At 70.1% G+C, this 18,796-nt stretch carries 19 protein-coding genes and 1 pseudogene; 9 read left to right on the top strand and 11 right to left on the bottom strand.

Annotated elements, in window-relative coordinates; genetic code table 11:
• Positions 1–116: 116 nt before the first annotated feature.
• The 3 genes from ACWD2L_RS07190 to ACWD2L_RS07180 form a co-directional block, all read right to left on the bottom strand.
• Complete coding sequence (locus ACWD2L_RS07190) at positions 117–599, bottom strand: hypothetical protein (RefSeq protein WP_351331797.1); 483 nt, start codon at positions 597–599, stop codon at positions 117–119.
• Between the two features lie 110 nt (positions 600–709).
• Complete coding sequence (locus ACWD2L_RS07185) at positions 710–1,495, bottom strand: response regulator (protein WP_451187750.1); 786 nt, start codon at positions 1,493–1,495, stop codon at positions 710–712.
• 56 nt (positions 1,496–1,551) lie between these two features.
• Entirely contained in the window at positions 1,552–2,505 is a 954-nt protein-coding gene (locus ACWD2L_RS07180; protein WP_351331801.1) for a HAMP domain-containing sensor histidine kinase, read from the bottom strand.
• A gap of 481 nt (positions 2,506–2,986) precedes the next feature.
• On the opposite strand from ACWD2L_RS07180, the gene ACWD2L_RS07175 reads away from it, so the two are divergent.
• The 4 genes from ACWD2L_RS07175 to ACWD2L_RS07160 all read left to right on the top strand — a co-directional run bounded on the left by ACWD2L_RS07175 (position 2,987) and on the right by ACWD2L_RS07160 (position 5,271).
• Positions 2,987–3,313 (top strand): TraR/DksA family transcriptional regulator, encoded by a 327-nt coding sequence (locus tag ACWD2L_RS07175; RefSeq protein WP_351331803.1) that lies wholly within the window; start codon positions 2,987–2,989, stop codon positions 3,311–3,313.
• Between the two features lie 88 nt (positions 3,314–3,401).
• The gene (locus tag ACWD2L_RS07170) at positions 3,402–3,773 is read left to right on the top strand and encodes a TraR/DksA family transcriptional regulator (RefSeq protein WP_351331805.1); all 372 of its coding nucleotides are present in this window, start codon (positions 3,402–3,404) and stop codon (positions 3,771–3,773) included.
• Positions 3,770–4,555, top strand: a complete 786-nt coding sequence (locus ACWD2L_RS07165) for a rod shape-determining protein (RefSeq protein ID WP_351331807.1) — start codon at positions 3,770–3,772, stop codon at positions 4,553–4,555. Before ACWD2L_RS07170 ends, ACWD2L_RS07165 begins: the two co-directional genes overlap by 4 nt.
• Positions 4,556–4,638: 83 nt before the next feature.
• The gene (locus tag ACWD2L_RS07160) at positions 4,639–5,271 is read left to right on the top strand and encodes an Rv1733c family protein (protein ID WP_351331809.1); all 633 of its coding nucleotides are present in this window, start codon (positions 4,639–4,641) and stop codon (positions 5,269–5,271) included.
• Positions 5,272–5,357: 86 nt separating this feature from the next.
• Here the strand turns inward: ACWD2L_RS07160 and ACWD2L_RS07155 are convergent, their stop codons facing one another.
• Positions 5,358–6,251, bottom strand: coding sequence for an LmeA family phospholipid-binding protein (locus ACWD2L_RS07155; protein ID WP_351331811.1), 894 nt, complete (start codon positions 6,249–6,251; stop codon positions 5,358–5,360).
• A 355-nt stretch (positions 6,252–6,606) separates the two neighbouring features.
• On the opposite strand from ACWD2L_RS07155, the gene ACWD2L_RS07150 reads away from it, so the two are divergent.
• Positions 6,607–6,921 carry a hypothetical protein gene (locus ACWD2L_RS07150; RefSeq protein WP_351331813.1) on the top strand — a complete coding sequence of 105 codons (315 nt, stop codon included), beginning with the start codon at positions 6,607–6,609 and terminating at the stop codon, positions 6,919–6,921.
• Between the two features lie 56 nt (positions 6,922–6,977).
• On the opposite strand, the gene ACWD2L_RS07145 is transcribed toward ACWD2L_RS07150, so the two are convergent.
• The 6 genes from ACWD2L_RS07145 to ACWD2L_RS07120 form a co-directional block, all read right to left on the bottom strand.
• Positions 6,978–7,481 (bottom strand): hypothetical protein, encoded by a 504-nt coding sequence (locus tag ACWD2L_RS07145; RefSeq protein WP_351331815.1) that lies wholly within the window; start codon positions 7,479–7,481, stop codon positions 6,978–6,980.
• A 126-nt stretch (positions 7,482–7,607) separates the two neighbouring features.
• The gene (locus ACWD2L_RS07140; protein WP_351331816.1) at positions 7,608–7,997 is read right to left on the bottom strand and encodes a hypothetical protein; all 390 of its coding nucleotides are present in this window, start codon (positions 7,995–7,997) and stop codon (positions 7,608–7,610) included.
• A gap of 301 nt (positions 7,998–8,298) precedes the next feature.
• On the bottom strand, positions 8,299–9,501 hold the full coding sequence (locus tag ACWD2L_RS07135) for a Gfo/Idh/MocA family protein (protein ID WP_351331818.1): 1,203 nt from the start codon (positions 9,499–9,501) through the stop codon (positions 8,299–8,301).
• A gap of 67 nt (positions 9,502–9,568) precedes the next feature.
• A complete protein-coding gene (locus ACWD2L_RS07130; RefSeq protein WP_351331820.1) occupies positions 9,569–10,909 on the bottom strand; it encodes an ABC transporter substrate-binding protein in 1,341 nt (446 codons plus the stop codon).
• Positions 10,910–10,919: 10 nt separating this feature from the next.
• Entirely contained in the window at positions 10,920–11,840 is a 921-nt protein-coding gene (locus ACWD2L_RS07125) for a carbohydrate ABC transporter permease (protein WP_351331822.1), read from the bottom strand.
• A gap of 24 nt (positions 11,841–11,864) precedes the next feature.
• On the bottom strand, positions 11,865–12,809 hold the full coding sequence (locus ACWD2L_RS07120) for a carbohydrate ABC transporter permease (RefSeq protein ID WP_351331824.1): 945 nt from the start codon (positions 12,807–12,809) through the stop codon (positions 11,865–11,867).
• Between the two features lie 166 nt (positions 12,810–12,975).
• Here ACWD2L_RS07120 and ACWD2L_RS07115 point away from each other — a divergent pair, with 166 nt between their 5' ends.
• The 3 genes and pseudogenes from ACWD2L_RS07115 to ACWD2L_RS07105 all read left to right on the top strand — a co-directional run bounded on the left by ACWD2L_RS07115 (position 12,976) and on the right by ACWD2L_RS07105 (position 16,572).
• Positions 12,976–14,184, top strand: coding sequence for an ROK family transcriptional regulator (locus ACWD2L_RS07115; protein WP_351331996.1), 1,209 nt, complete (start codon positions 12,976–12,978; stop codon positions 14,182–14,184).
• A 29-nt stretch (positions 14,185–14,213) separates the two neighbouring features.
• Positions 14,214–15,756, top strand: a pseudogene (locus tag ACWD2L_RS07110) (purine-cytosine permease family protein).
• A gap of 30 nt (positions 15,757–15,786) precedes the next feature.
• The gene (locus ACWD2L_RS07105; protein ID WP_351331826.1) at positions 15,787–16,572 is read left to right on the top strand and encodes an SAM-dependent methyltransferase; all 786 of its coding nucleotides are present in this window, start codon (positions 15,787–15,789) and stop codon (positions 16,570–16,572) included.
• A 31-nt stretch (positions 16,573–16,603) separates the two neighbouring features.
• On the opposite strand, the gene ACWD2L_RS07100 is transcribed toward ACWD2L_RS07105, so the two are convergent.
• A complete protein-coding gene (locus ACWD2L_RS07100; protein ID WP_451187674.1) occupies positions 16,604–17,650 on the bottom strand; it encodes an enoyl-CoA hydratase/isomerase family protein in 1,047 nt (348 codons plus the stop codon).
• Between the two features lie 203 nt (positions 17,651–17,853).
• Between ACWD2L_RS07100 and ACWD2L_RS07095 the strand changes: the two genes are divergently transcribed.
• Complete coding sequence (locus tag ACWD2L_RS07095; RefSeq protein WP_351331829.1) at positions 17,854–18,726, top strand: MurR/RpiR family transcriptional regulator; 873 nt, start codon at positions 17,854–17,856, stop codon at positions 18,724–18,726.
• The last annotated feature ends 70 nt before the right edge of the window (positions 18,727–18,796 follow it).

Genomic DNA, 18,796 nt, shown 5'->3' with positions numbered 1-18,796 from the left:
GGGACAACACGGGCCTCCGGCAGGCACGCCGCAGCGGCGGCCGACCGCGGCCGCGGCGCAAGAAGATGGCAGAAGAGAAAGGAGGTGGTGCGGGTCGGGTGCGGATCGGGTGTGTCTCAGATGCCGCAGGAGGCGGGAGGCGCCCGGTTGTTGTCGTGGCCCGTGCGGCCCGGCGAGGCCGGCGCCGTGCCGGGGCCGGCCGTGTCCCGGGTGAAGGCACCCGTGGCGGTGCCCGGGCCGCACCCCGTGGGCGCCCCCTGGTGGTCCAGGGCGAAGGGGCGTCCGGCCGGGTGATCGGGCCGGGCCCGCTGTTGGGCCACACAGGGCGTAATGCCGTCGTCCGCGTGCGGGCCGAAGGCCGGATATCGCTCGACGGCCGACGGGCCGTCGACGGTCGGGGTGACATTGGCGGCCGGGGTGGCATCGGGGGCCGCGACCGCATCGACGGACAGGACGGCGGCCGCATCCGGACGCGGGTCGGCGGACGCGGGGGCCGCCAGGAACAGGGGCAGCAGGACCGCCGCCAGCACGGTGAGCAGCCTCGCGAACCGGCCGCGGTGGACGACGGCGGGGGCGGTGCCGGCAGATGCGGAGCGCATGCACCGTCCCCTTTCCGTTCCGTTGCGTGTCGCTCACTGCGTACGTCGTGCTGTGGGTGCCCGGTGGCAGTGGCTCAGGCAGAGCCCGTAGCCCGTTGTCCCGTTGTCCGTCAGGGTTCGATGAGTCCGGCGCGGATGGCGTACCGGGTCAGCTCCAGGCGGTCGTGCAGGCCGAGCTTTTGCAGGAGGTTGGCCCGGTGCCGGTGAACCGTTTTGATACTGATGAAGAGGATCTCGGCGATCGCCTTGGAGGAATGGCCCTCGGCCACCAGCTTGAGGACCTCCTCCTCACGCGGCGTCAGAAGGTCGCCCGCGGCCTCCTCGCCGTGCCGGACCCGGTCCAGGAAGTTGCGGATGAGCGCCGTCACCGCCCCCGGGTACAGGAACGGCTCGTCACGCATCGCGGCCCGGCAGGCCGCGACCAGGTCCCGGTCGGCCACCGACTTCAGGACATACCCGCAGGCCCCGGACTTCAACGCCTGGAACAGGTACTGCTCGTTGTCGTGCATCGTCAGCATCAGGATGCGCAATCCCGGCTTCAGCGCCGCCAGTTCACGCGCCGCCTGCAGACCCGTCAGCCGCGGCATCGTGATGTCCAGGACGGCCAGGTCCACCTCATGAGCGCGCGCCATCTCGATGGCCTCGGCCCCGTCCCCCGCCTCCGCGACCACCTCGAGGTCCGGCTCCTGGTCCAGGATCAGACGCACCCCGCGGCGTACCAGCGCATGGTCGTCGGCGAGCAGGATACGAATCACCGGCGCAGGAGCCGAACCCGCCCCATACGCAGGCGCAGGCGCAGGTGCGGCGGCAGAAGCCGTTGAGGACGCCGCCGACACACCGGACGCGGAAGATGCGGAAGATGCGGTCGACCCGCCGGACACGGACACGGCCGACATCGCCGACCGGGCCGCCGAATACCCGCGCGGAGCGGGCCAGGACAGGACAGACATGATCAGGACTGCTTCCCGGGAAAGGGTGCGGTGAGCCGGACACGGGTACCCGAACCGACAGCGGACGTGATGTCGAGGTCGGCCCCGATCAGCAGCGCCCGCTCACGCATGCCACGGATACCCGCCCCCTCGTGCACCTCCTCGATACCGCGGCCGTCGTCGGTGACGGTGAGCGTCACCGCGCCGTCCGCGCACTGCAGGGACACCTCCACACGCTCGGCATCGGCGTGGCGGGCGGCGTTGGTCAGACTCTCCTGCGCCACCCGGTACAGCGCCAGCTCCCCCTCATGATCCAGCGCGGGGAGGTCGGCGTCGAAACGACGTACCACCCGCAGACCCGTGTGCGTCGCGAAGTCCTGCGTGAGCGAGGACAGCGCGCTGACCAGACCGAGATCGTCCAGGACACCGGGCCGCAGCCGGCGCACCAGTCGGCCGACCTCGCCCAGACTCTCCCGGGTGATCTCCTGGGCCTGGTGAAGTTCCTCGCGCAGCGGCTCGTCGGCGTCGCCCGCGGCCCGGCCCAGCACCAGCAGCACCGCGGTCATGCTCTGCCCGACCTCATCATGCAACTCCTGAGCGATCCGGCGCCGCTCGGACTCCTGCGCCAGCAGCACACGCGCATTGCTTACAGCCCGCTCACTTTCCAGGCGCTCGAGCATGGCGTTGAACGTCCGGATCAGTTCGGGGACCTCACCGCCGCCCGACACCGGCAGCCGCTGGCCGGGGCGCAGCAGATCCACCGTGGTCATCAGCGCGGTGAGCCGGGCCAGCGGCGCCAGCCCCCAGCGCAGCAACGCCCCGTTGGCCACCAGCATCACCCCCATGCCGGCCAGCAGGACGACCGCCTCGGTCAGCAAGATCGGCACCGAAACCGTCACCGGAGCCCACAGCAGCAGAGCCGTGGCCAGCCCCAGCACCACCGCATTGAGCCCGAAGACCCGCCAGAACAGGGACACCGCGAGTACGCCTCCTTCAGCGACGAAACGACCATGAACGACCATGTACGGCTCTACTGTCGGTCATCGCGCGCCCTCGGTGGGAACCGAGGTCCAGGTGAGCGGCCGAGCATCCGGCCAGCCTGCCGCATGCGGGCCCGACCGGGCCATGGGGCCGCGCCCCCACATTGCGGGGTACGCACTACCCATACGCTCCCGCACAGCGCCCGGATCCCGGCGGCCCGCCGGACGACTGCCCGCACCTGTGCGGGCGGCCCGGCATGGAGCCCGTGTCCCCGGGAAATGGGGCCCGCGCCCGATGGGTTTGTTCCCGCCCCCCGACCAGAGTGGACGGTAACCGGGCCCCGACGGCCCGGCACTCGGCATATCCACGTACCCGCACATCCGCATGCCGCGCACCCACCCATCCGCCCACCGACGTATCCGCACACCGGCACACCCGCACACCCGCACACCTGCCAAGACAAAGGGGCCCTCCGCCGTGTCTCTCGACGCCTCCCGCACCGAATCCCGCCCCGAGCGGCCCGCCGCTCACGAAGCGCGCCGGCGCCTCGAGCACGCTCACCGGACCAACCTCGCCCAGCTCCAGGCCCTCACCCAGGACGGCCACACCGAGGACCAGTTGGCGCCCGCGCAGAAGACCGCGGTCGAGCAGACGCTCAAGGAGATCGACGCCGCCCTCGTCCGGCTCGAGGACGGCACGTATGGAGCCTGCGAGGGCTGCGGTACTCCCGTTCCCGAAGAGCGCCTGGAAATCCTCCCGTACACGCGGTACTGCGTCACCTGTCGCCGCCGCGCGACGACCTGACGGGTCGTCCCGCTCCCCGGCCCCGTCGGCCGCCCGGCGTGGCCGCCGGCCAGTCCCTTGTCCCTCCCGCCCTGCCCCAAGGGGTGAAGTGGTGAACCACCAGACCATCCTCGACCGCAACACACATCTGTCACCCAAGGATCTCGCGGCGCTGCGGGACAACCTTCACGAACAGCGGCGCTTCCGCGAGGACCAGCTGCGGCAGATCAACGCCGCCGCCTCCCGCGTCGGACGGCCGTCTCTGCGGCACTCCGCCGCGCGCGCGGAAGTCCAGGAGACACTCGCGGCCTGCGCACGCATGGTGCTCGCCGACGTGGAGGCGGCCCTCGACCGCCTCGCCGAGGGCCGTTACGGCCGCTGCCACCGCTGCCGGCACACCATCGACCGCGATCGCCTGCGGATCGTGCCGCAGGCCCGCTACTGCACCCTGTGCCAACTGGCCCCGGCGGCCGGCCGATGAGCCTGCTCCAGCCCCGGCCCCGCCCCTGGCCACTGCGCCGGACCAGCAGCGGCATCGCCCTCGACGTGGGCAGCGCCCGCACCCGCGCCTGGGTTCCCGGGCGCGGGCTCGTCCTGGACGTGCCGACGGTGACGTTCCCCGGTACGGGAGCCACCCACCCGGTCCAGCGCGGCACCATCGTCGACGGCCCCGGCACCGCACGGATGCTCGAGCGGCTGCTGAGCAACCGGCTGCCCCGCTTCGCCCGCCCGCTGATCGTGGTGACCACCCCCGTCCTCGACGGGTTCACCTATCGCGCCCAGGCCCGCGCCGCCGTGCAGGTCCTGCACCCGCGCAACGTGCTGACCGTCCCCACCGCGCGCGCCATCGCCCACGCGGCGGGCTCGGACCTGTCCCGGCCCCTGCTCGTCATCGACATCGGCGCGCACCTCACCGAGGTGGTTCTCCTGGCCGACGGCGCCGTCCACGACGCACGCCGCACCGCGCTGGGCACCGAGGACACCCGCAACCAGAGCGCCCACCCCGTACAGATCGGCGAGGCCCTCGCCGACATGACGGCCGCGATGCGGCGCCAGGACCGCACCTCGCTCACCCTCGACGCGCTGGCCCGGGGCCCGCTGCTGGCGGGCGGAGGCGCACTGCACCCCGAGATCACCTACGGCCTCGCCGACCGGCTGCACGTACCGCTCCGCCCCGTCCCGGCGCCGCACACCGCCGCTGTCCGCGGCGCCGCGCAACTCCTGACAGCCGCACACACCCACCCATCGAACACGCCGCACTAGCCGCGAGTCCCGGCCCGCACCACACCACCCCACACACCCCGGACGCCCGCCACCACCGCTACCGCCGCCCGGAAGGAGGCACCATGGCCGGCGAGATCCCCTCCGCCCAGCCACCACCCACCAACCCCGACCCGGCACACCACCTCCCCCTGTGGCGGTGGCGGCGCAACCCGCTGCGACGGCCCAGCGACCGGCTGCAGGCGTGGGTCACACTCACTCTCGCCCTCGCCGTACTGACCACCGCACCGGCCGCCATGTTCGCGGCCGGTGACAGCGCCCACCGCCATTACCGCACCACCGCCGAGCACGAAGCACACACCCGTACCCAGCACCCCGCCACCCTCACCCACGACACACCTCGCCACCCCGAACCCGGATCGGACGAAGCGAAGGAAGCCCGCTACACGGTCCCCGTCCGCTACGTCGATCCCTACGGCGACACACGGACCGGGAGAGCCGACGTGGCACCAGGACTGCCGGCCGGCCGCACCGTCCTGGTCTGGACGGACACCGACGGCAAAATCACCCGGCCCCCGTTGACCACCGACCAGGTCCGCAACCACGCCATGGGCTGGGCACTCCTCGCCTTCCTCGCCGTCCCCCTCACCGGCCTCGCGACCCACGCCACCATCAGCCGACTCATCAACCGCCACAACCTCACCCAATGGGACACCGCCTGGGCCCGCACCGCACCCCACTGGAACACACACCCCTGACGCCGATGCGCTGAGGCCTTTGTCCCAGGGGGCACTACTCTCCGCCGCCCGCGGACCGCTCGCGGACCGCTCAGTGCAGGCGTGTGTCAGGTGCCCAAGGGGACGTCCTTGCCGGACAATTGGGCGCGGATGCCGTCGTGCGTGACGGTGATGTCGCGCAGGCGCAGGTCGCCTGGCATGTTCTTGGGCAGCTGGGCCGAGAACTCCATCTTCTGGGCGACCTTGGGCTCTTGGAGCTTCTGAAGACCCTCGATGAGTGACGGGTCGATGCCCGCGGGCTTGAGCAGTGCGGGGTGATCGGCCAGCGCGTCCAGGGCGCCGCCCTTCAGCAGTTGGCCCGGCAAGAGCGGCTGCCCTGTGGCCTGTTCGGTCTCGCGGCGGTCCATCTTGTCGACGGTGGGTGCGGCCAGTTGCAGGCCGCCGCCCCGGCCCGGGGTGTAGGTGAGGAGGCCCGGCACCACGATCCGGGTGTCCTCCACGGACAGCGCCAGGCCCCGGTCCCCGGTGCGCTCCAGGTGTGCGCGGCCCCGGATCTGAGCCTGCTTGCCGGCCACCGGGAGAGCGCCCTTGGCCTGCACCGTGTTGCTCTGCTTGCCGGGGGCCAACGTCACCTGGGATGCGCCGACTTCGCGGTTGAGGTCGTCGAAGGCCAGGAACACGTCGCCGCGGACCTTGCTCAGGACGGCGCCCTTGACGGAGGACGGGAGGCTGCCCACGATGCGGATGTCGTCGACCGAGCCCTTCACCTGCGCGACCGAGACGGGGCCCGCGGGCACGTGGGGCACGTTGACCTCCACGTGGTCGATGGTGCCCGTGGCGACGTGGCCCAGGAAGGGGAAGCTGTCGATGTGCACCTCGGGTTCGGCGTGCAACTTCAGCGATTCCTGCACCTTCTTGGCCGCCATGTTCTCCGCGTAGAGCACCGCCCAGCGATCCCCCAGCGCGAGGAACGCGAGCACCACGACCAGTGTCGCCGTCACCTTCGCCGTCGTACGAGCGGGAGAGCGCAGCACCTTGCGCGCCGCACGTCGACGAGCCCTGCGGGCCTTGCGGTCCAAGGGGGTGCCGGAGTCGTCAGCCGTCGGGGCCTGGCCATCTGGGGGCGTGTCCGGGGTCTGTGTGGAGTCTTCGGGATGGGCGTTCTCAATCACCGCCTCATCCGAACACAGGGCCGCGTCCCCACCCAAGTCGCGGCGCCGGGACCCGTGCCGCACCCGTGAAGATTGCGTATCGACCCCGCGTTCGACAGGAAGGCCCGCAGTTCACGATGCTTACCTGCGGGGGTACGGCCCGCCGGCCGGCGGAAGTTCGACCGCAAGAACGGGGAGCAGAAACATGGCCAACCTTCACCTGAAGACGCTCAAGTGCGTCGAGACCGAGGACTGGCTCCACCACGACGACCCTCAACTCGCCGTGAACGGGGAGAACATCCTGCTCCCGAGCATGAATGGGGGCCAGAAGTACGCCATCGACGCGTACCACGCCTTCGACGGCGACGTCACCATCACGCTCCACGAAGCCGACGGACTGCCGGGCGACGGCAGCGACTTCCTGGGGTCGCACACCCTGTCGGAGGAAGGCAGCGGCATCCTGAACTTCACCAAGGACGGCGCCAACTACCAGCTCTCCTACACTCTCACCCGGTCCTGACACCTTCGCCGTGCGTGGTGGTCCGACCCGCCCCAGGACCCTCTCGTCGGTCGGCGTCAGCCCGCGTCCGTCAGCTCCAGGGCCAGGCGGGAGGCCACCGCGTCGGCGAGTGCTGTCGCCGCGTCCTCCCCGAGTCGCGCCGAGCGTACGTGGTCGCGTACCAGGTGCCGTACGGCGTCCAGTTGGGCCGCAGTGAGGGGATGGATCGCGGGAGGGGGCTGGGGCCGGCGGCGTAACAGGTGGTGCAGGAGCGGCGTGCGGCGTTTGTCGGTCCGGCAGGTGGTGCGACGGGCCGCCTCGTCCAGTGCGAGCCATACGATCGGGGTGACCGGCGCGGTGACATCGACGTGACCGCATTCGAGTGGGTCCGTGTGCCGATCCGCGTGCGGGCCCCGGTCCGGTTCCAGGTGCGGGTCCGTGTCCATGTCTTGAACTCTGCGCTCGAAGAGGCGGGTCACGCTCCCCTCGTCGAGGCGCGCGAGTCGGTCCAGCAGCAGGACCTCGTCCGGCGCCACCTCGGCGACCACGTCCCGCACCACGTCACGCACCCTCGCGCACACGACGGCCCTCCCGTCCGACCACCGGACCATGGTGCCCGGCGGGCCCCGGCTTCGTCAGGACCAGTTCACGCCGCTCCTGCACGGTTTCCGGTCCACTGCGTGCGCACGGGTGTCGGGGCGGCGTGCCTAGCGCAGTGCGGAGCCCGATCCGGCGTCCGCGTCCCGGTCACCCAGGGTGTCGGCGGAGCGGCCCGAGACTTCTTCGAGGGCTGATGCGACGTCGTCGTGCACGCCGAGGGGAAGCCGGTCCGCTCCCGCGGCGTGCAGGACGGCCTGCTCGGCGGCGTCTGCCACGACGGCCAGCGCGCCGCCGCCCGCCACCATGTCCAGGCCTGCCGCGACGAACTGCTGTGCCCCGTCGGCTCCGCAGTGTTCGGCGTCCTGGAAGTCCACCACGAGGCCGGACTGGCCCGTCGCGTCCAGGCGTCCCATCAGCGCGCCCAGCTCCGCCGCGGCGTCGGCGTCGAAGCGGCCCACGACCTGTACGACGAGGACACCTCCGTCCTCCCAGCGCACTGGGAACCGAACCCGAGCCTGCCCCATAACCGTCCCTTCAGCCGCCGAGGCGCCCCTCTTGCGCGCAGCGCCTCCGGCGGCGCGCCTACCCCCTCGCTGCCACTCCACGCATGCCGAAGGTCGGCCCTGCGCCCCTCCCCCGGCACACCAGCCCCATCATGCCCACGTCGAGGCGTTCGGCGCCTGCGGCACATCGTGCAAATTTTCCTGCATTGATCAACGTCACTACAGGCATCGCTGTCTCGGGCGTTCTTCCGCTGCTTTGCCGAGGCCGGGCTTCCGGGCCCCGCTCGCGGCTCCCTCAGGCCCCCGGAGCGTCCCCGAAGTCGGGGATCTGGAGGCGTGTTCCGCCCTGGCCTGCCGAGTCGTGGGCGACGATGCCCGGCAGCGTGTAGCGCGCTGCCACCCACGCGTTTACCGACGGCAGGGTGCGGGTGTTGACCGCGGTGACGAAGTCGTCCACCAGGAAGTGGTGGCTGCCCTCGTGACCGTTGGGCATGTCGTCGTAGACGCTGGGCAGGCGGGATCGGTCGTGGACGGGGGCCGAGCCCGAGGTGAACGCGGCGCGCAGGGCGGGCGCGATCTTCTCGAGCGACGGGTCGTCCGGGCTGAGCGACGGCTTCGGTTCGAGGAGTTCGGTGATGTCCTGCACGCCCTTCTTGTCCTGCCAGAAGCTGACCGTGGCGAGCTGCTCCATGCTGGCGTCCGTGCCGAAGAACCGGAAGCGTGACTCCCTGATGTGCGAGGGGTAGCCGACCCGCCGGAACTCGTTCGTACGGAACGAGCCGCCACCGGCGACCTCGAAGAGTGCGGTGGCATTCGAGATGTCGTTGTCGAACTGGCTGACCTCGGTGTCGAAGACGCCGTCGCCGCGCTCGTCCTTCACCCCGATCGCCGACACACTGACCGCGTGGGTCCGCCACGCGCCGAGCACTCCGCCGACCGCGTGTGTCGGGTAGAGCAGCGGCGGATAGCTGGCGGTCTCCTTCCAGCGTTCGCCGCCGCTGTACTGGTACGCCTCGTAGAAGCCGAGGTCCATGTCGTGGACGTAGTCGCCCTCCGCGTAGAAGAGCCGACCGAAGGCGCCGTCGGCGATCTGGTTGCGGGCGTGCACGGTGGCCGGGTTGTACTCGCTGGTCTCGCCCATCATGTACGTGAGTCCGGTGCGGCGGACCGCGTCGATGATCGCCGCGATCTCGTCCCGGGTGATGGCCATCGGGACGGCGGAGTAGACGTGTTTGCCGGCTTCGAGGCCTTGCAGGACGAGTGGGCCGTGCGTCCAGCGCTGCGTGAAGACGGCGACGGCGTCGATGTCGGGGGACTCCAGCATCGCCTCGTACGAGGGGAAGGTTCCGGCGAGGCCCTCTTTCGCGGCCAGTTGCTCCGCCCGCTCCGGCAGCAGGTCGGTGACGTGGACGGCGTCGACGCCGGGGTGGGCGAGGAACAGCTTGGCGAAGCCGCCGGCGAACTGTCCGGCGCCGACGATGCCGAGGGTGAACGTCATGTGCGCATGCCTTTCGGTACGTGCTGCGTGGTCACAGGTCTCACTGGTCCGACTGGTCTGTCTGGTCTCACTGGTCGAGCAGGAGGTTGATCTGGTCGTTGGTGTCGTCGAGGCGGCTCGCGGGCGCCCCGTTGCCGAAGACGTCCTGCATGGCGGGGTGCATGAGGGCGTACACGTCGGCGGCGTAGTTGGTGATCGGGAAGGGGAAGGTGCGGTAGTGCTCGCGGTCGTCGACCGGGGTGGTGAAGGCCGAGGTGTCGATGCCCTTCTTCTTGTAGGCCTCGACCGCTGCATCGGTCCCCGACGGTGTCGCGGGGAAGACGATCCCGTACCGGCCGACCGTCCGCTGGCAGGCGTCGGAGGCGAGGTACGCGACCCACTTCTTGGCGCCCGCCTTGTTGCGGGCGCCCTTGGTGACGGAGTCGGCGAGGCCGTTCATCATGGTGGCGCGCTTGCCGGTGGGTCCTGTGGGGTTGCGGACGGTGCCGAAGCCGATGCCCTTGAACCCGGCGTAGGTGGAGAGCATCCAGGCGCCGTCGAAGGCGGTGGCGGCGCGGCCCGCGGCGAACTGGGCGTTGGACTGGTTGAGTCCGGCGTTCCAGGCGGTGAAGGGCGCCATGTATCCCTTCTTCGCGAGGCCGAAGTACCAGTCGACGGTGGACTGGAAGGTCTTGTCGCCGTAGCGGTACTTCTCGCCCCAGCGTTTCTTGTCCGTGTAGGACCAGCCGGCCGAGCCGGTGAACGGGCTCCACTGGGTCTGGCCGTCGCCGTCCCCTCCCCCGTTGGTGGCGAGGCCATACGTCTTGACGTGGTGCTTGTCGAAGCCGGGTTCGTCGCCGCGTTTGCCGTTGGTGTCGACGGTGAGGTGGGCGATGGTCTTCTCGAAGGTGCCGCCGTCCTTGGGGTTCCAGTTCAGCGCGTCGAGGCCCTTCGCCGACAGGTCGGCGTCGTCGAGCATCTTCTTGTTGTAGAAGAGCGAGAAGGTGTCCCAGTCCTTCGGCGCGCCGTAGCGGTGGCCGTCCTCGGCTACCCAGTTCGCGGCGAGGCCCGGCTGGTAGTCCGTGTCCTTGATGCCGAGGTCGTCGAGGGGTTCGAGTACCTCCAGGTCGGCGAACTGGCCGAACTTCTGGATGTGGTTGGTGAAGACGTCCGGCTCGGTGCCGGCGATGAAGCTCGCTGTGAGTTTGGTCCAGTAGTCCCCCCAGCCGATCTGGGTGAACTTCACGTCCATGCCGCGGTGTTGCTTCTCGAAGTCCTTGGCGCAGGCCTCGTAGGCGGGCAACTGGTTGGCGTCCCACAGCCAGTACGTGACGGTTCTCGACGAGCGGGCTCCCGGGTCGCTTCCCGCACACCCGGTCAGCGACAGCGCCAGCGCTCCGGTCAGCGCGACGAGCGTACGAAATCGCATCCGGTGCCTCCTACTTGAGTCCGGTGAAGCTGATGGAGCTGACGATCCGGCGGGCGAACACTCCGAAGAGCAGCAGCATCGGGAGGGCAGCGATAAGGGTCGCTGCCATGAGCCCCGACCAGTCGAAGCCGGACTGCGGGGTCTGCGCGCGGAACATCGCGAGGGCGACGGTGAGGACGCGGGAGCTGTCGCTGTACGACACCATCAGCGGCCAGAAGTAGTCGTTCCAGGACGTGATGTACGTCAGGACGGCAAGGGTGATGACGGGCGTGGACGCCATGGGCAGCAGCACCCGGAAGAAGATCCGGATCCGGCCCGCGCCGTCCAGGAGCGCGGCCTCCTCGACCTCGCGCGGGATGTTCATGAAGAACTGACGGAGGAAGAAGACCGCGAACGGTGTCATGAACATCGTGGGCAGCGCGATCCCGAGGAGGGAGTCGATGAGTCCGAGTTCCTTCACGAGGACGAAGTTGGGCAGCAGCGTGAAGACGGTCGGCACCATGAGTCCGCCGAGGAACAGCGCGAACACGGTATTGCGGCCTCGCCAGTTGAGGCGTGCGAACGCGTAGGCGGCCATGGCGGAGAACAGGATCTGACAGACGGTGATCAGCGTCGAGACGCCGATCGAGTTGAGCAGGTAGCGCCAGAAGTCGAGCCCGCCGCCCGCGCCGCCCTGGGCGACGGCCTCCTTCGTCGACTGCAGGCCGAGCGCCCGCTCGAAGCCGCCGCCCGTCGGGTCCACGGGGAGGGCGGAGGTCGGGTCCGCGGCGACGCCCGGGTTTGAGGAGAGCGCGGTGCGCAGCACCCAGTAGAACGGCAGCAGGGTGATGAGTACGATCGCGCCCATCGCGGTCCAGGCGACGGCGCGCCCGAAGGAGGGGCGGCGCCGGGCGGGCCGTACGGTGCGCGCGGGTGCGGTTGCGGTGGCCATGTCGGTGCTCCTCTCTTCGGCTCTTCAGCCGAGGTCGGTCTGTCCGGCGCGGGTGATCCGGTACTGGACGATGGTGATCGCGCTGAGCACGACCAGGAGGGCCACGGACATCGCGGAGGCGTAGCCGAACTGGAAGCGGCCGAACGCCGATCCGTAGATGTAGAACTGCAGCACGTTGGTGGCGTTGGCGGGCCCGCCGGCCGTGGTCACGGCGACGGTGTCGAAGACCTGGAAGGAGCCGATCACCGTCATGATGAGGACGACCGCGAGGACGGGCCGCAGCAGCGGCATGGTGATGCGGGTGAACATCCGCCACTCGCTCGCACCGTCGACGCGCGCCGCTTCGTACATGTCGTGGGGTATCGCCTGGAGTCCCGCGAAGAGCAGGAGCGCGGTGTAGCCGACGTGCCGCCACACGTTGATGAGGGCGATGGTGGGGATGGCCCAGGTCTCGTCGGCGAGGAACGGGATGCGGTCGAGGCCGAGGGCGGCGATGATCTCGTTGCCGATGCCGAGTTGGGTGTCGAGCATCCACAGCCAGACGATGCCGGCGACGACGTTCGACATCAGGTACGGCGTGAGGACGATGCCGCGCAGGAGTGAGGACTGGGTGAGCCGGTGCAGCAGGACGGCGATGCCGAGCGCCGACACCGTCTGTACGCCGATGTTGATGACGACGTACTCGATGGTGACCTTCAATGAGTCCCAGAAGATGGGGTCGTTGACCATGCGCTCGTAGTTGGCCAGTCCCACCCACTGCGGTGGTGTGAGGAGGTTGAAGCGGGTGAAGCTCAGCCAGATGCCGCGCAGGGTGGGCCACAGCAGGAAGACGGCGAAGCCGAGCATGGCCGGGGCGATGAAGAGTGCGGCGATCGCGCCGTCCCGGAGGGGGCGTTTGCGCTTCTTCTCCCGCGGAGCGGTGTCGGCGAGCGGGAGGGGTCTCGGCGGGCTGCTGGAAGCGACGGTCATCGGTGGCTCCCTCGTCTGGGGTTCGGCCTCGTCCTCGGCGTTGTTACTTTCGTGGCAGAAGTTTTGAGCCGTCAAGATGCGTGCAGCGACTACCTGAAAGGGGTTGCTGCCACATATGGTGACGTCATTCCTTTTGCAGCAGAAGGAAAAGGGCAGGGAGTTGGCGATGAACGCGAAGGCGGACACCTGGGTGCCGCTCACGTCGGGCGAGCGTGCCGTGGCGTTGGAAGTGCTCACGCGTGGGCCACTGTCGCGCAGTGAGCTCGCACGGCGCCTCGCCCTGTCGGCGGGCAGTCTCACCCGGCTGACCAAACCGCTGATCGAGTCGGGGCTGCTGGTCGAGGCGCCGGAGGGACCGGAGCGCCCGGAGCCGCGGCAGGGCCGGCCGTCCCTGCCGCTGGACATCGTGGCCGAGTCCCGCGCCTTCGCCGGATTCAAGATCACCGAGGACACGGTCTACGGCGTCGTCACCACGCTCAGGAGCGACATCGTGGCGTGCCGGGACACGCCGCTCACGAGTCGGGATCCGGATCAAGTCGTCGCGGCCATCGGCGAGTTGACCGACGCGTTCGCCCGGGAGTTTCCTTCGCTGTGCGGGATCGGGATCGGGCTCGGCGGCCGGGCGCAGGATTGTTCGGTCGTCGACGAGTCGGCGTTCCTCGGCTGGCGGGACGTGCCGCTCGCGCGCCTCGTACGCGAGCGCACCGGGTTGCCGGCCGTCGTCGACAACGATGTGAGCGCACTCGTCGAGGCCGAGAGCTGGTTCGGGGCGGGACGGGGCCTGGACCGGTTCGCCGTGCTCACGATCGGGGCGGGGCTCGGGTACGGGCTGGTCAGTGGGGGTCGGCGGGTGGAGACCGCCGAGGACGGGCTCGGGGTTGGCCGCTTCTGGATCGTCGATCCGTCCGGTCCGCTGTCCGCCGACGGCACGCGCGGCAGCGCCGTCTCCCTCCTCACCATCCCCGGCATCCGCCGCCAGGTGCGGGCCGCCACCGGCGAGGACGCCACGTACGAGGAGATTCTCGCGCGCGCCGTCGAGGGCGAGCCGCTCCCGGCCCGGGTGGTCGACGAGGCGGCCCGCGCGCTCGGCACGCTCGTCGCGCAGATCGCGAACTTCGCGATGCCGCAGAAGATCCTGCTCGCCGGGGAAGGGGTCGGTCTCGTCGATGTGGCGGCGCCCGTGATCGAGGAGGCGATTCGTGCGAACCGTCATCCGCGGGCCGATCCGGTCAATCTGGAGACCAAGGTCTCCGATTTCCACGACTGGGCGCGCGGTGGGGCCGTACTGGCGATTCAGGTGCTGGTCCTGGGGGCCGCCGAGTCGGGACCCGGGCCCCGGGCCGCCGCGCAGTCACGGATACCGTCTCCCCGATGAAGTCCGGCAAGACGCTAAAGGCGGTACGCATGGTCGACGCGACACCCGGGGCTCCAACGTCCCCCGGCCTCACCGAAGTTGAGACCCACGGTGTCGAGCGGATTCCCGACGCGGACCGCACAGCAGGCCCCCTCGACCTGTTCCGTCTCGCCTTCGGTGGCGCCAACACCTTCGCCACGTGTGTGCTCGGCGCGTTCCCCATCCTGTTCGGCCTGTCCTTCTGGCAAGGGCTCGCCGCGACGGTCCTGGGTCTGGTGGCGGGCGCGCTGCTGCTGGCGCCGATGTCCTTGTTCGGCCCGGCCAACGGCACGAACAACGCGGTGTCCTCGTCGGCACACCTCGGCGTGCACGGCCGCGTCGTCGGCTCGTTCCTGTCACTCCTCACGGCGATCGCGTTCTTCTCGATCTCCGTGTGGTCGTCCGGCGACGCGCTGATCGGCGCGGCGCACCGGCTGGCGGGGCTGCCCGAGTCGGACATCTCGTACGGGGTCGCGTACGCGGTGTTCGCGGGGCTCGTCCTGACGGTGTGCGTGTACGGGTTCCGGTTCATGCTGTTCGTGAACAAGATCGCCGTGCTTGCCGCGTCGGCGCTGTTCGTGCTCGGTGTGTTCGCCTTCGCGGGGGACTTCGACCCCGGGTACACGGGTGCGTTCGCGTCCACGTCGACGCCGATGTTCTGGCCGTCGTTCATCGGTTCGGCGCTGATCGTGCTGTCCAACCCGGTGTCCTTCGGCGCGTTCCTCGGTGACTGGTCGCGGTACATTCCGGCGGCCACGCCGCGCGGGCGCGTCATGGGCGCGGCGTTCCTGTCGCAGCTCGCGACGCTGCTGCCGTTCCTGTTCGGCCTCGCCACGGCTTCGGTGATCGCCGCGAAGGCGGGGAAGTACCTGGATCCTGCGGCCCCCAACTACGTGGGCGGGCTGCTGGCCATCTCCCCCGGCTGGTACTTCCTCCCGCTGTGCCTCATCGCGCTGATCGGCGGCATGGCGACGGGCACGACCGCGCTGTACGGCACGGGCCTCGACTTCTCCTCGGTGTTCCCCCGCTTCGGCCGGGTGCAGGCGACGGTCTTCATCGGTGCGCTGTCGATCGCGTTCATCTTCGTCGGCCGCTTCGCCCTGAACCTCGCCCAGTCGATCTCGACGTTCGCCACGCTCATCATCACGTGCACCGCGCCATGGATGGTCGTCATGGCCCTCGGCTACGTGACCCGGCGCGGCTGGTACGACGCGGAGGCCCTCCAGGTCTTCAACCGGCGTCAGCGGGGCGGGCGTTACTGGTTCACGCACGGCTGGAACTGGCGTGGTCTGACGGCTTGGCTGGTCTCGGCGTGCCTGGCACTGCTGTTCACGAATCTCCCCGGGTCAGTTCGTCGGGCCGCTCGGCGCGCTCGCGGGTGGCACGGACATCTCCCTCCCGGTCGGCCTCGCCCTCGCCGCCGTCGTCTACCTGGCCCTGCTGTTCGCCTTCCCGGAACCGCGCGCGGTGTACGGGCCGGACGGGCCGCGGCTGGTGCGGGCCTCGGAGGCGGAGGTGCCGCCGATCACGGGGGAGGTTCCGGCGGTGACATAATCCGCGAACCCCTACCCGCGGGAGTCACGTATGTCGGTACCGTCCTCCGATCACCGCATCGACACGAGCCGGCCGCACCCGGCGCGCGTCTACGACTGGCTGCTGGGCGGCAAGGACCACTACCCCGTCGACCAGGCGGTGGCGGAGAAGCTGCCGCCGGAGGCGCGGCAGAACGCCCTGCGCAACCGCGCGTTCATGCACCGCGCCGCCGCATGGCTGGCCGGCAACGGCATCGACCAATACCTCGACATCGGCACGGGCATCCCGACCGAGCCGAACCTCCACCAGATCGTGCAGGGCATCGTGCCGTCGGCGCGGGTCGCGTACGCGGACAATGATCCGATCGTGCTGCGGCACGCGGAGGCCCTGCTGGTGAGCCACTCGGCGGGGGCCACGGACTACATCCAGGCGGATGTCCGCAGGCCCGAGCGGATCCTCGACCACGCGCGTACGTTCCTGGACTTCTCCCGTCCCGTCGCCCTGTCGATGGTCGCGCTGATGCACTTCATCGGCGACGACGAGGACCCCTACGGCCTCACCAGGACGCTCGTCGACGCGCTGCCGTCCGGCAGCTACCTGGTGCTGTCGCACGGCACCGCCGACGAGCATCCGCATCTGGTGAAGTCGGTGACCACGACGTACCGCAAGGGCGAGATTCCGCTGCGGATGCGCACCCGGTCCGAGGTCGAGCCGTTCTTCGAGGGGCTGGAACTGGTGGAGCCGGGACTGGTGACGGCGACCCGGTGGTACAGGTCAGGGCCCGCACCCGCCGAGGAGTTGAGCGGCTTCTACGTCGGTGTCGCCCGCGTTCCGTAACGCACACGGGCGTGGCCTACCCTCCAGGCGGTCAGCCGAGGCCCAGCTCCCGCTCCCCCAGCGGCGCGAAGTAGCGTTCCACGTCGGCGTCCCCGACCCCTGCCAGTGTCGCCGGGGACCACTTCGGGTCGCGGTCCTTGTCGATGATCTGGGCGCGGATCCCCTCGGGCAGATCGTGGGTGTCGAGGGCCGCGCAGATCACCCGGTACTCCTGGTCGAGGGCCTGCTCCAGTGAGTCGAGGCGGGCCGCACGGCGCAGGGACTCATGTGTCGCCTTCACGGCCATGGGCGACCGGGAGAGGATCAGGTCCGCCGCTTCCTTGGCGGCGACATCGCCGGTGGCGAAGAGCCGCTCGACGATCTCCTCGACCGTGTCCGCGGCGTAGCACGTGTCGATCCATGTGCGCTGCTCGGCGAGGATTCCGGGCGGCGCCTGCCGCGTGTGGCGGGCGACGGCCTCGTCCGGTTCCGCCTCGGCCAGCTCGCGCAGCAGCTGGGGCAGCGCCTCGGACGGTACGTAGTGGTCGGCGAGACCGCACAGCATCGCGTCGGCCGCGCCGACTGCGATGCCGGTGAGCGCGAGGTGGGTGCCGAGGTGTCCGGGCGCGCGCGTGAACAGGTACGTGCCGCCGACGTCGGGGACCAGGCCGATGCCGACCTCAGGCATCGCGACCTTCGAGCGCTCGGTGACGATCCGGATGCCGCCGTGCGCGGACAGTCCGACGCCGCCGCCCATGACGATGCCGTCCATGACGGCGACGTAGGGCTTCGGGTAGTGCGCGATACGGGAGTTGAGCCGGTATTCGTCGCGCAGGAAGGCCTGCGCCGCACGGTGGTCCCCGCTGCGCGCGTCGTCGTGGAAGAGCCGGATGTCGGCCCCCGCGCACAGGCCCCGCTCCCCCGCCCCCTGGAGCACGACGGTCCCGACGGCGGGGTCACCCTCCCAGGTGTCGAGTGCCTCTGCGGTCGCTCGCAGCATGGCGTGGGTGAGGGAGTTCAGGGCGGGGGGCCGGTTCAGGGTGAGGTACGCGGCGCGTCCCTCGACGGCCCGCAGCACGGGGGCGGCGTCGGAGCTCAACGGTGGTTCCTTCCGGTGAAGATCACGGCAGGACCATCTCTATCACCTGTGCCGAAGTCACTGGCGCCGAAGTCACCTGTGCTGAAGCCACCTGCGACGGAGCCGGCGGCAGGCCGAACACAGGGGTTCCCGCAATTGAAATTGCGAGGTACTTTTATGCAATCGCACTTGCAGATTGCTCGTTCTCTCAGAAAGCAACGCCCGTGCCTTCATCCCGCACCCCCAAGAACCCCGGCCAGGCCGACTGGCTGGGCGATGCCCTGCCCGATGTACCCCTGTCCAAGGCGCAGACCCGCGTCGTCGATGTCATCGTGCGCAACCCGCAGCTCGCCTCGTACGCCGAGATCGCGCAGATCGCCGAGCGCGCGGACGTGAACAGCTCCACGGTCGTCCGGGCCGCGCAGACCCTGGGCTACCAGGGCTGGCCCGACCTGCAGCGGGAGCTGCGGGCGCGCTACCTGGTGCAGATCTCGACCGAGGACACGCTCACCGAGCACGGCGAGCACCGCAGCCCGCTGCACGACGCACTGACGCACGACCTGGAGAATCTGCGCCAGACCCTCGAGAGCAATTCCGCCGCGGAGGCCGAGGCCGCCATCGCGGCGCTGGCCGAGGCCCGGTCGATCCTCGTCGTCGGGGTCGGATCCTTCTCGGGTCCCGCCACGGTGATGGCACACCTCGGCTCCACCATGGGCTACCCGATCACGCTGGAGAACCGGGCCGGTGTGCACCTGGCGTCGGCCGTGAACAGTGTCGGCCCCGGCGATGTGCTCCTGGTCGTCAACATGTGGCGCTCCACGAAGCAGGTCATCGCCGCCGCGGAGGCCGCTCACGAGGCCGGGGCCACCGTCGTCGCCATCACCGACATGCGCCGGGGGCGGCTCGCCACCTCCATCGCCGACCACCTGCTGATCGTGCCCTCCGAAGGCATCTCGTTCTTCCAGTCCGTCACCGCCGCCACGTCGGTCGTCTACGGGCTGCTCGCCGGCATGCAGGAGGCTCGGCCCGAGCGCAGCCGTGCCGCGATCCGCCGCACCCAGCAGCTGTGGCGGGACCTGGACATCTATCTCGACTGAGAACCCGGCATCCCGACATCTCGACCGTCACATCGGGCGACGGGCTCCGCGCCTTTTGCCCGCAAGGAGC

The sequence above is a fragment of the Streptomyces sp. NPDC002754 genome (genome assembly GCF_053592315.1).
This window is presented reverse-complemented; position numbering and strand designations above follow the sequence as displayed.

Bases quoted from the DNA above. Each gene is read 5' to 3' on its own strand.
- ACWD2L_RS07190 (WP_351331797.1), bottom strand. From the start codon at position 599: ATGCGCTCCGCATCTGCCGGCACCGCCCCCGCCGTCGTCCACCGCGGC.
- ACWD2L_RS07185 (WP_451187750.1), bottom strand. From the start codon at position 1,495: ATGTCGGCCGTGTCCGTGTCCGGCGGGTCGACCGCATCTTCCGCATCT.
- ACWD2L_RS07165 (WP_351331807.1), top strand. From the start codon at position 3,770: ATGAGCCTGCTCCAGCCCCGGCCCCGCCCCTGGCCACTGCGCCGGACC.
- ACWD2L_RS07160 (WP_351331809.1), top strand. From the start codon at position 4,639: ATGGCCGGCGAGATCCCCTCCGCCCAGCCACCACCCACCAACCCCGAC.
- ACWD2L_RS07150 (WP_351331813.1), top strand. From the start codon at position 6,607: ATGGCCAACCTTCACCTGAAGACGCTCAAGTGCGTCGAGACCGAGGAC.
- ACWD2L_RS07135 (WP_351331818.1), bottom strand. From the start codon at position 9,501: ATGACGTTCACCCTCGGCATCGTCGGCGCCGGACAGTTCGCCGGCGGC.
- ACWD2L_RS07130 (WP_351331820.1), bottom strand. From the start codon at position 10,909: ATGCGATTTCGTACGCTCGTCGCGCTGACCGGAGCGCTGGCGCTGTCG.
- ACWD2L_RS07125 (WP_351331822.1), bottom strand. From the start codon at position 11,840: ATGGCCACCGCAACCGCACCCGCGCGCACCGTACGGCCCGCCCGGCGC.
- ACWD2L_RS07120 (WP_351331824.1), bottom strand. From the start codon at position 12,809: ATGACCGTCGCTTCCAGCAGCCCGCCGAGACCCCTCCCGCTCGCCGAC.
- ACWD2L_RS07115 (WP_351331996.1), top strand. From the start codon at position 12,976: ATGAACGCGAAGGCGGACACCTGGGTGCCGCTCACGTCGGGCGAGCGT.
- ACWD2L_RS07105 (WP_351331826.1), top strand. From the start codon at position 15,787: ATGTCGGTACCGTCCTCCGATCACCGCATCGACACGAGCCGGCCGCAC.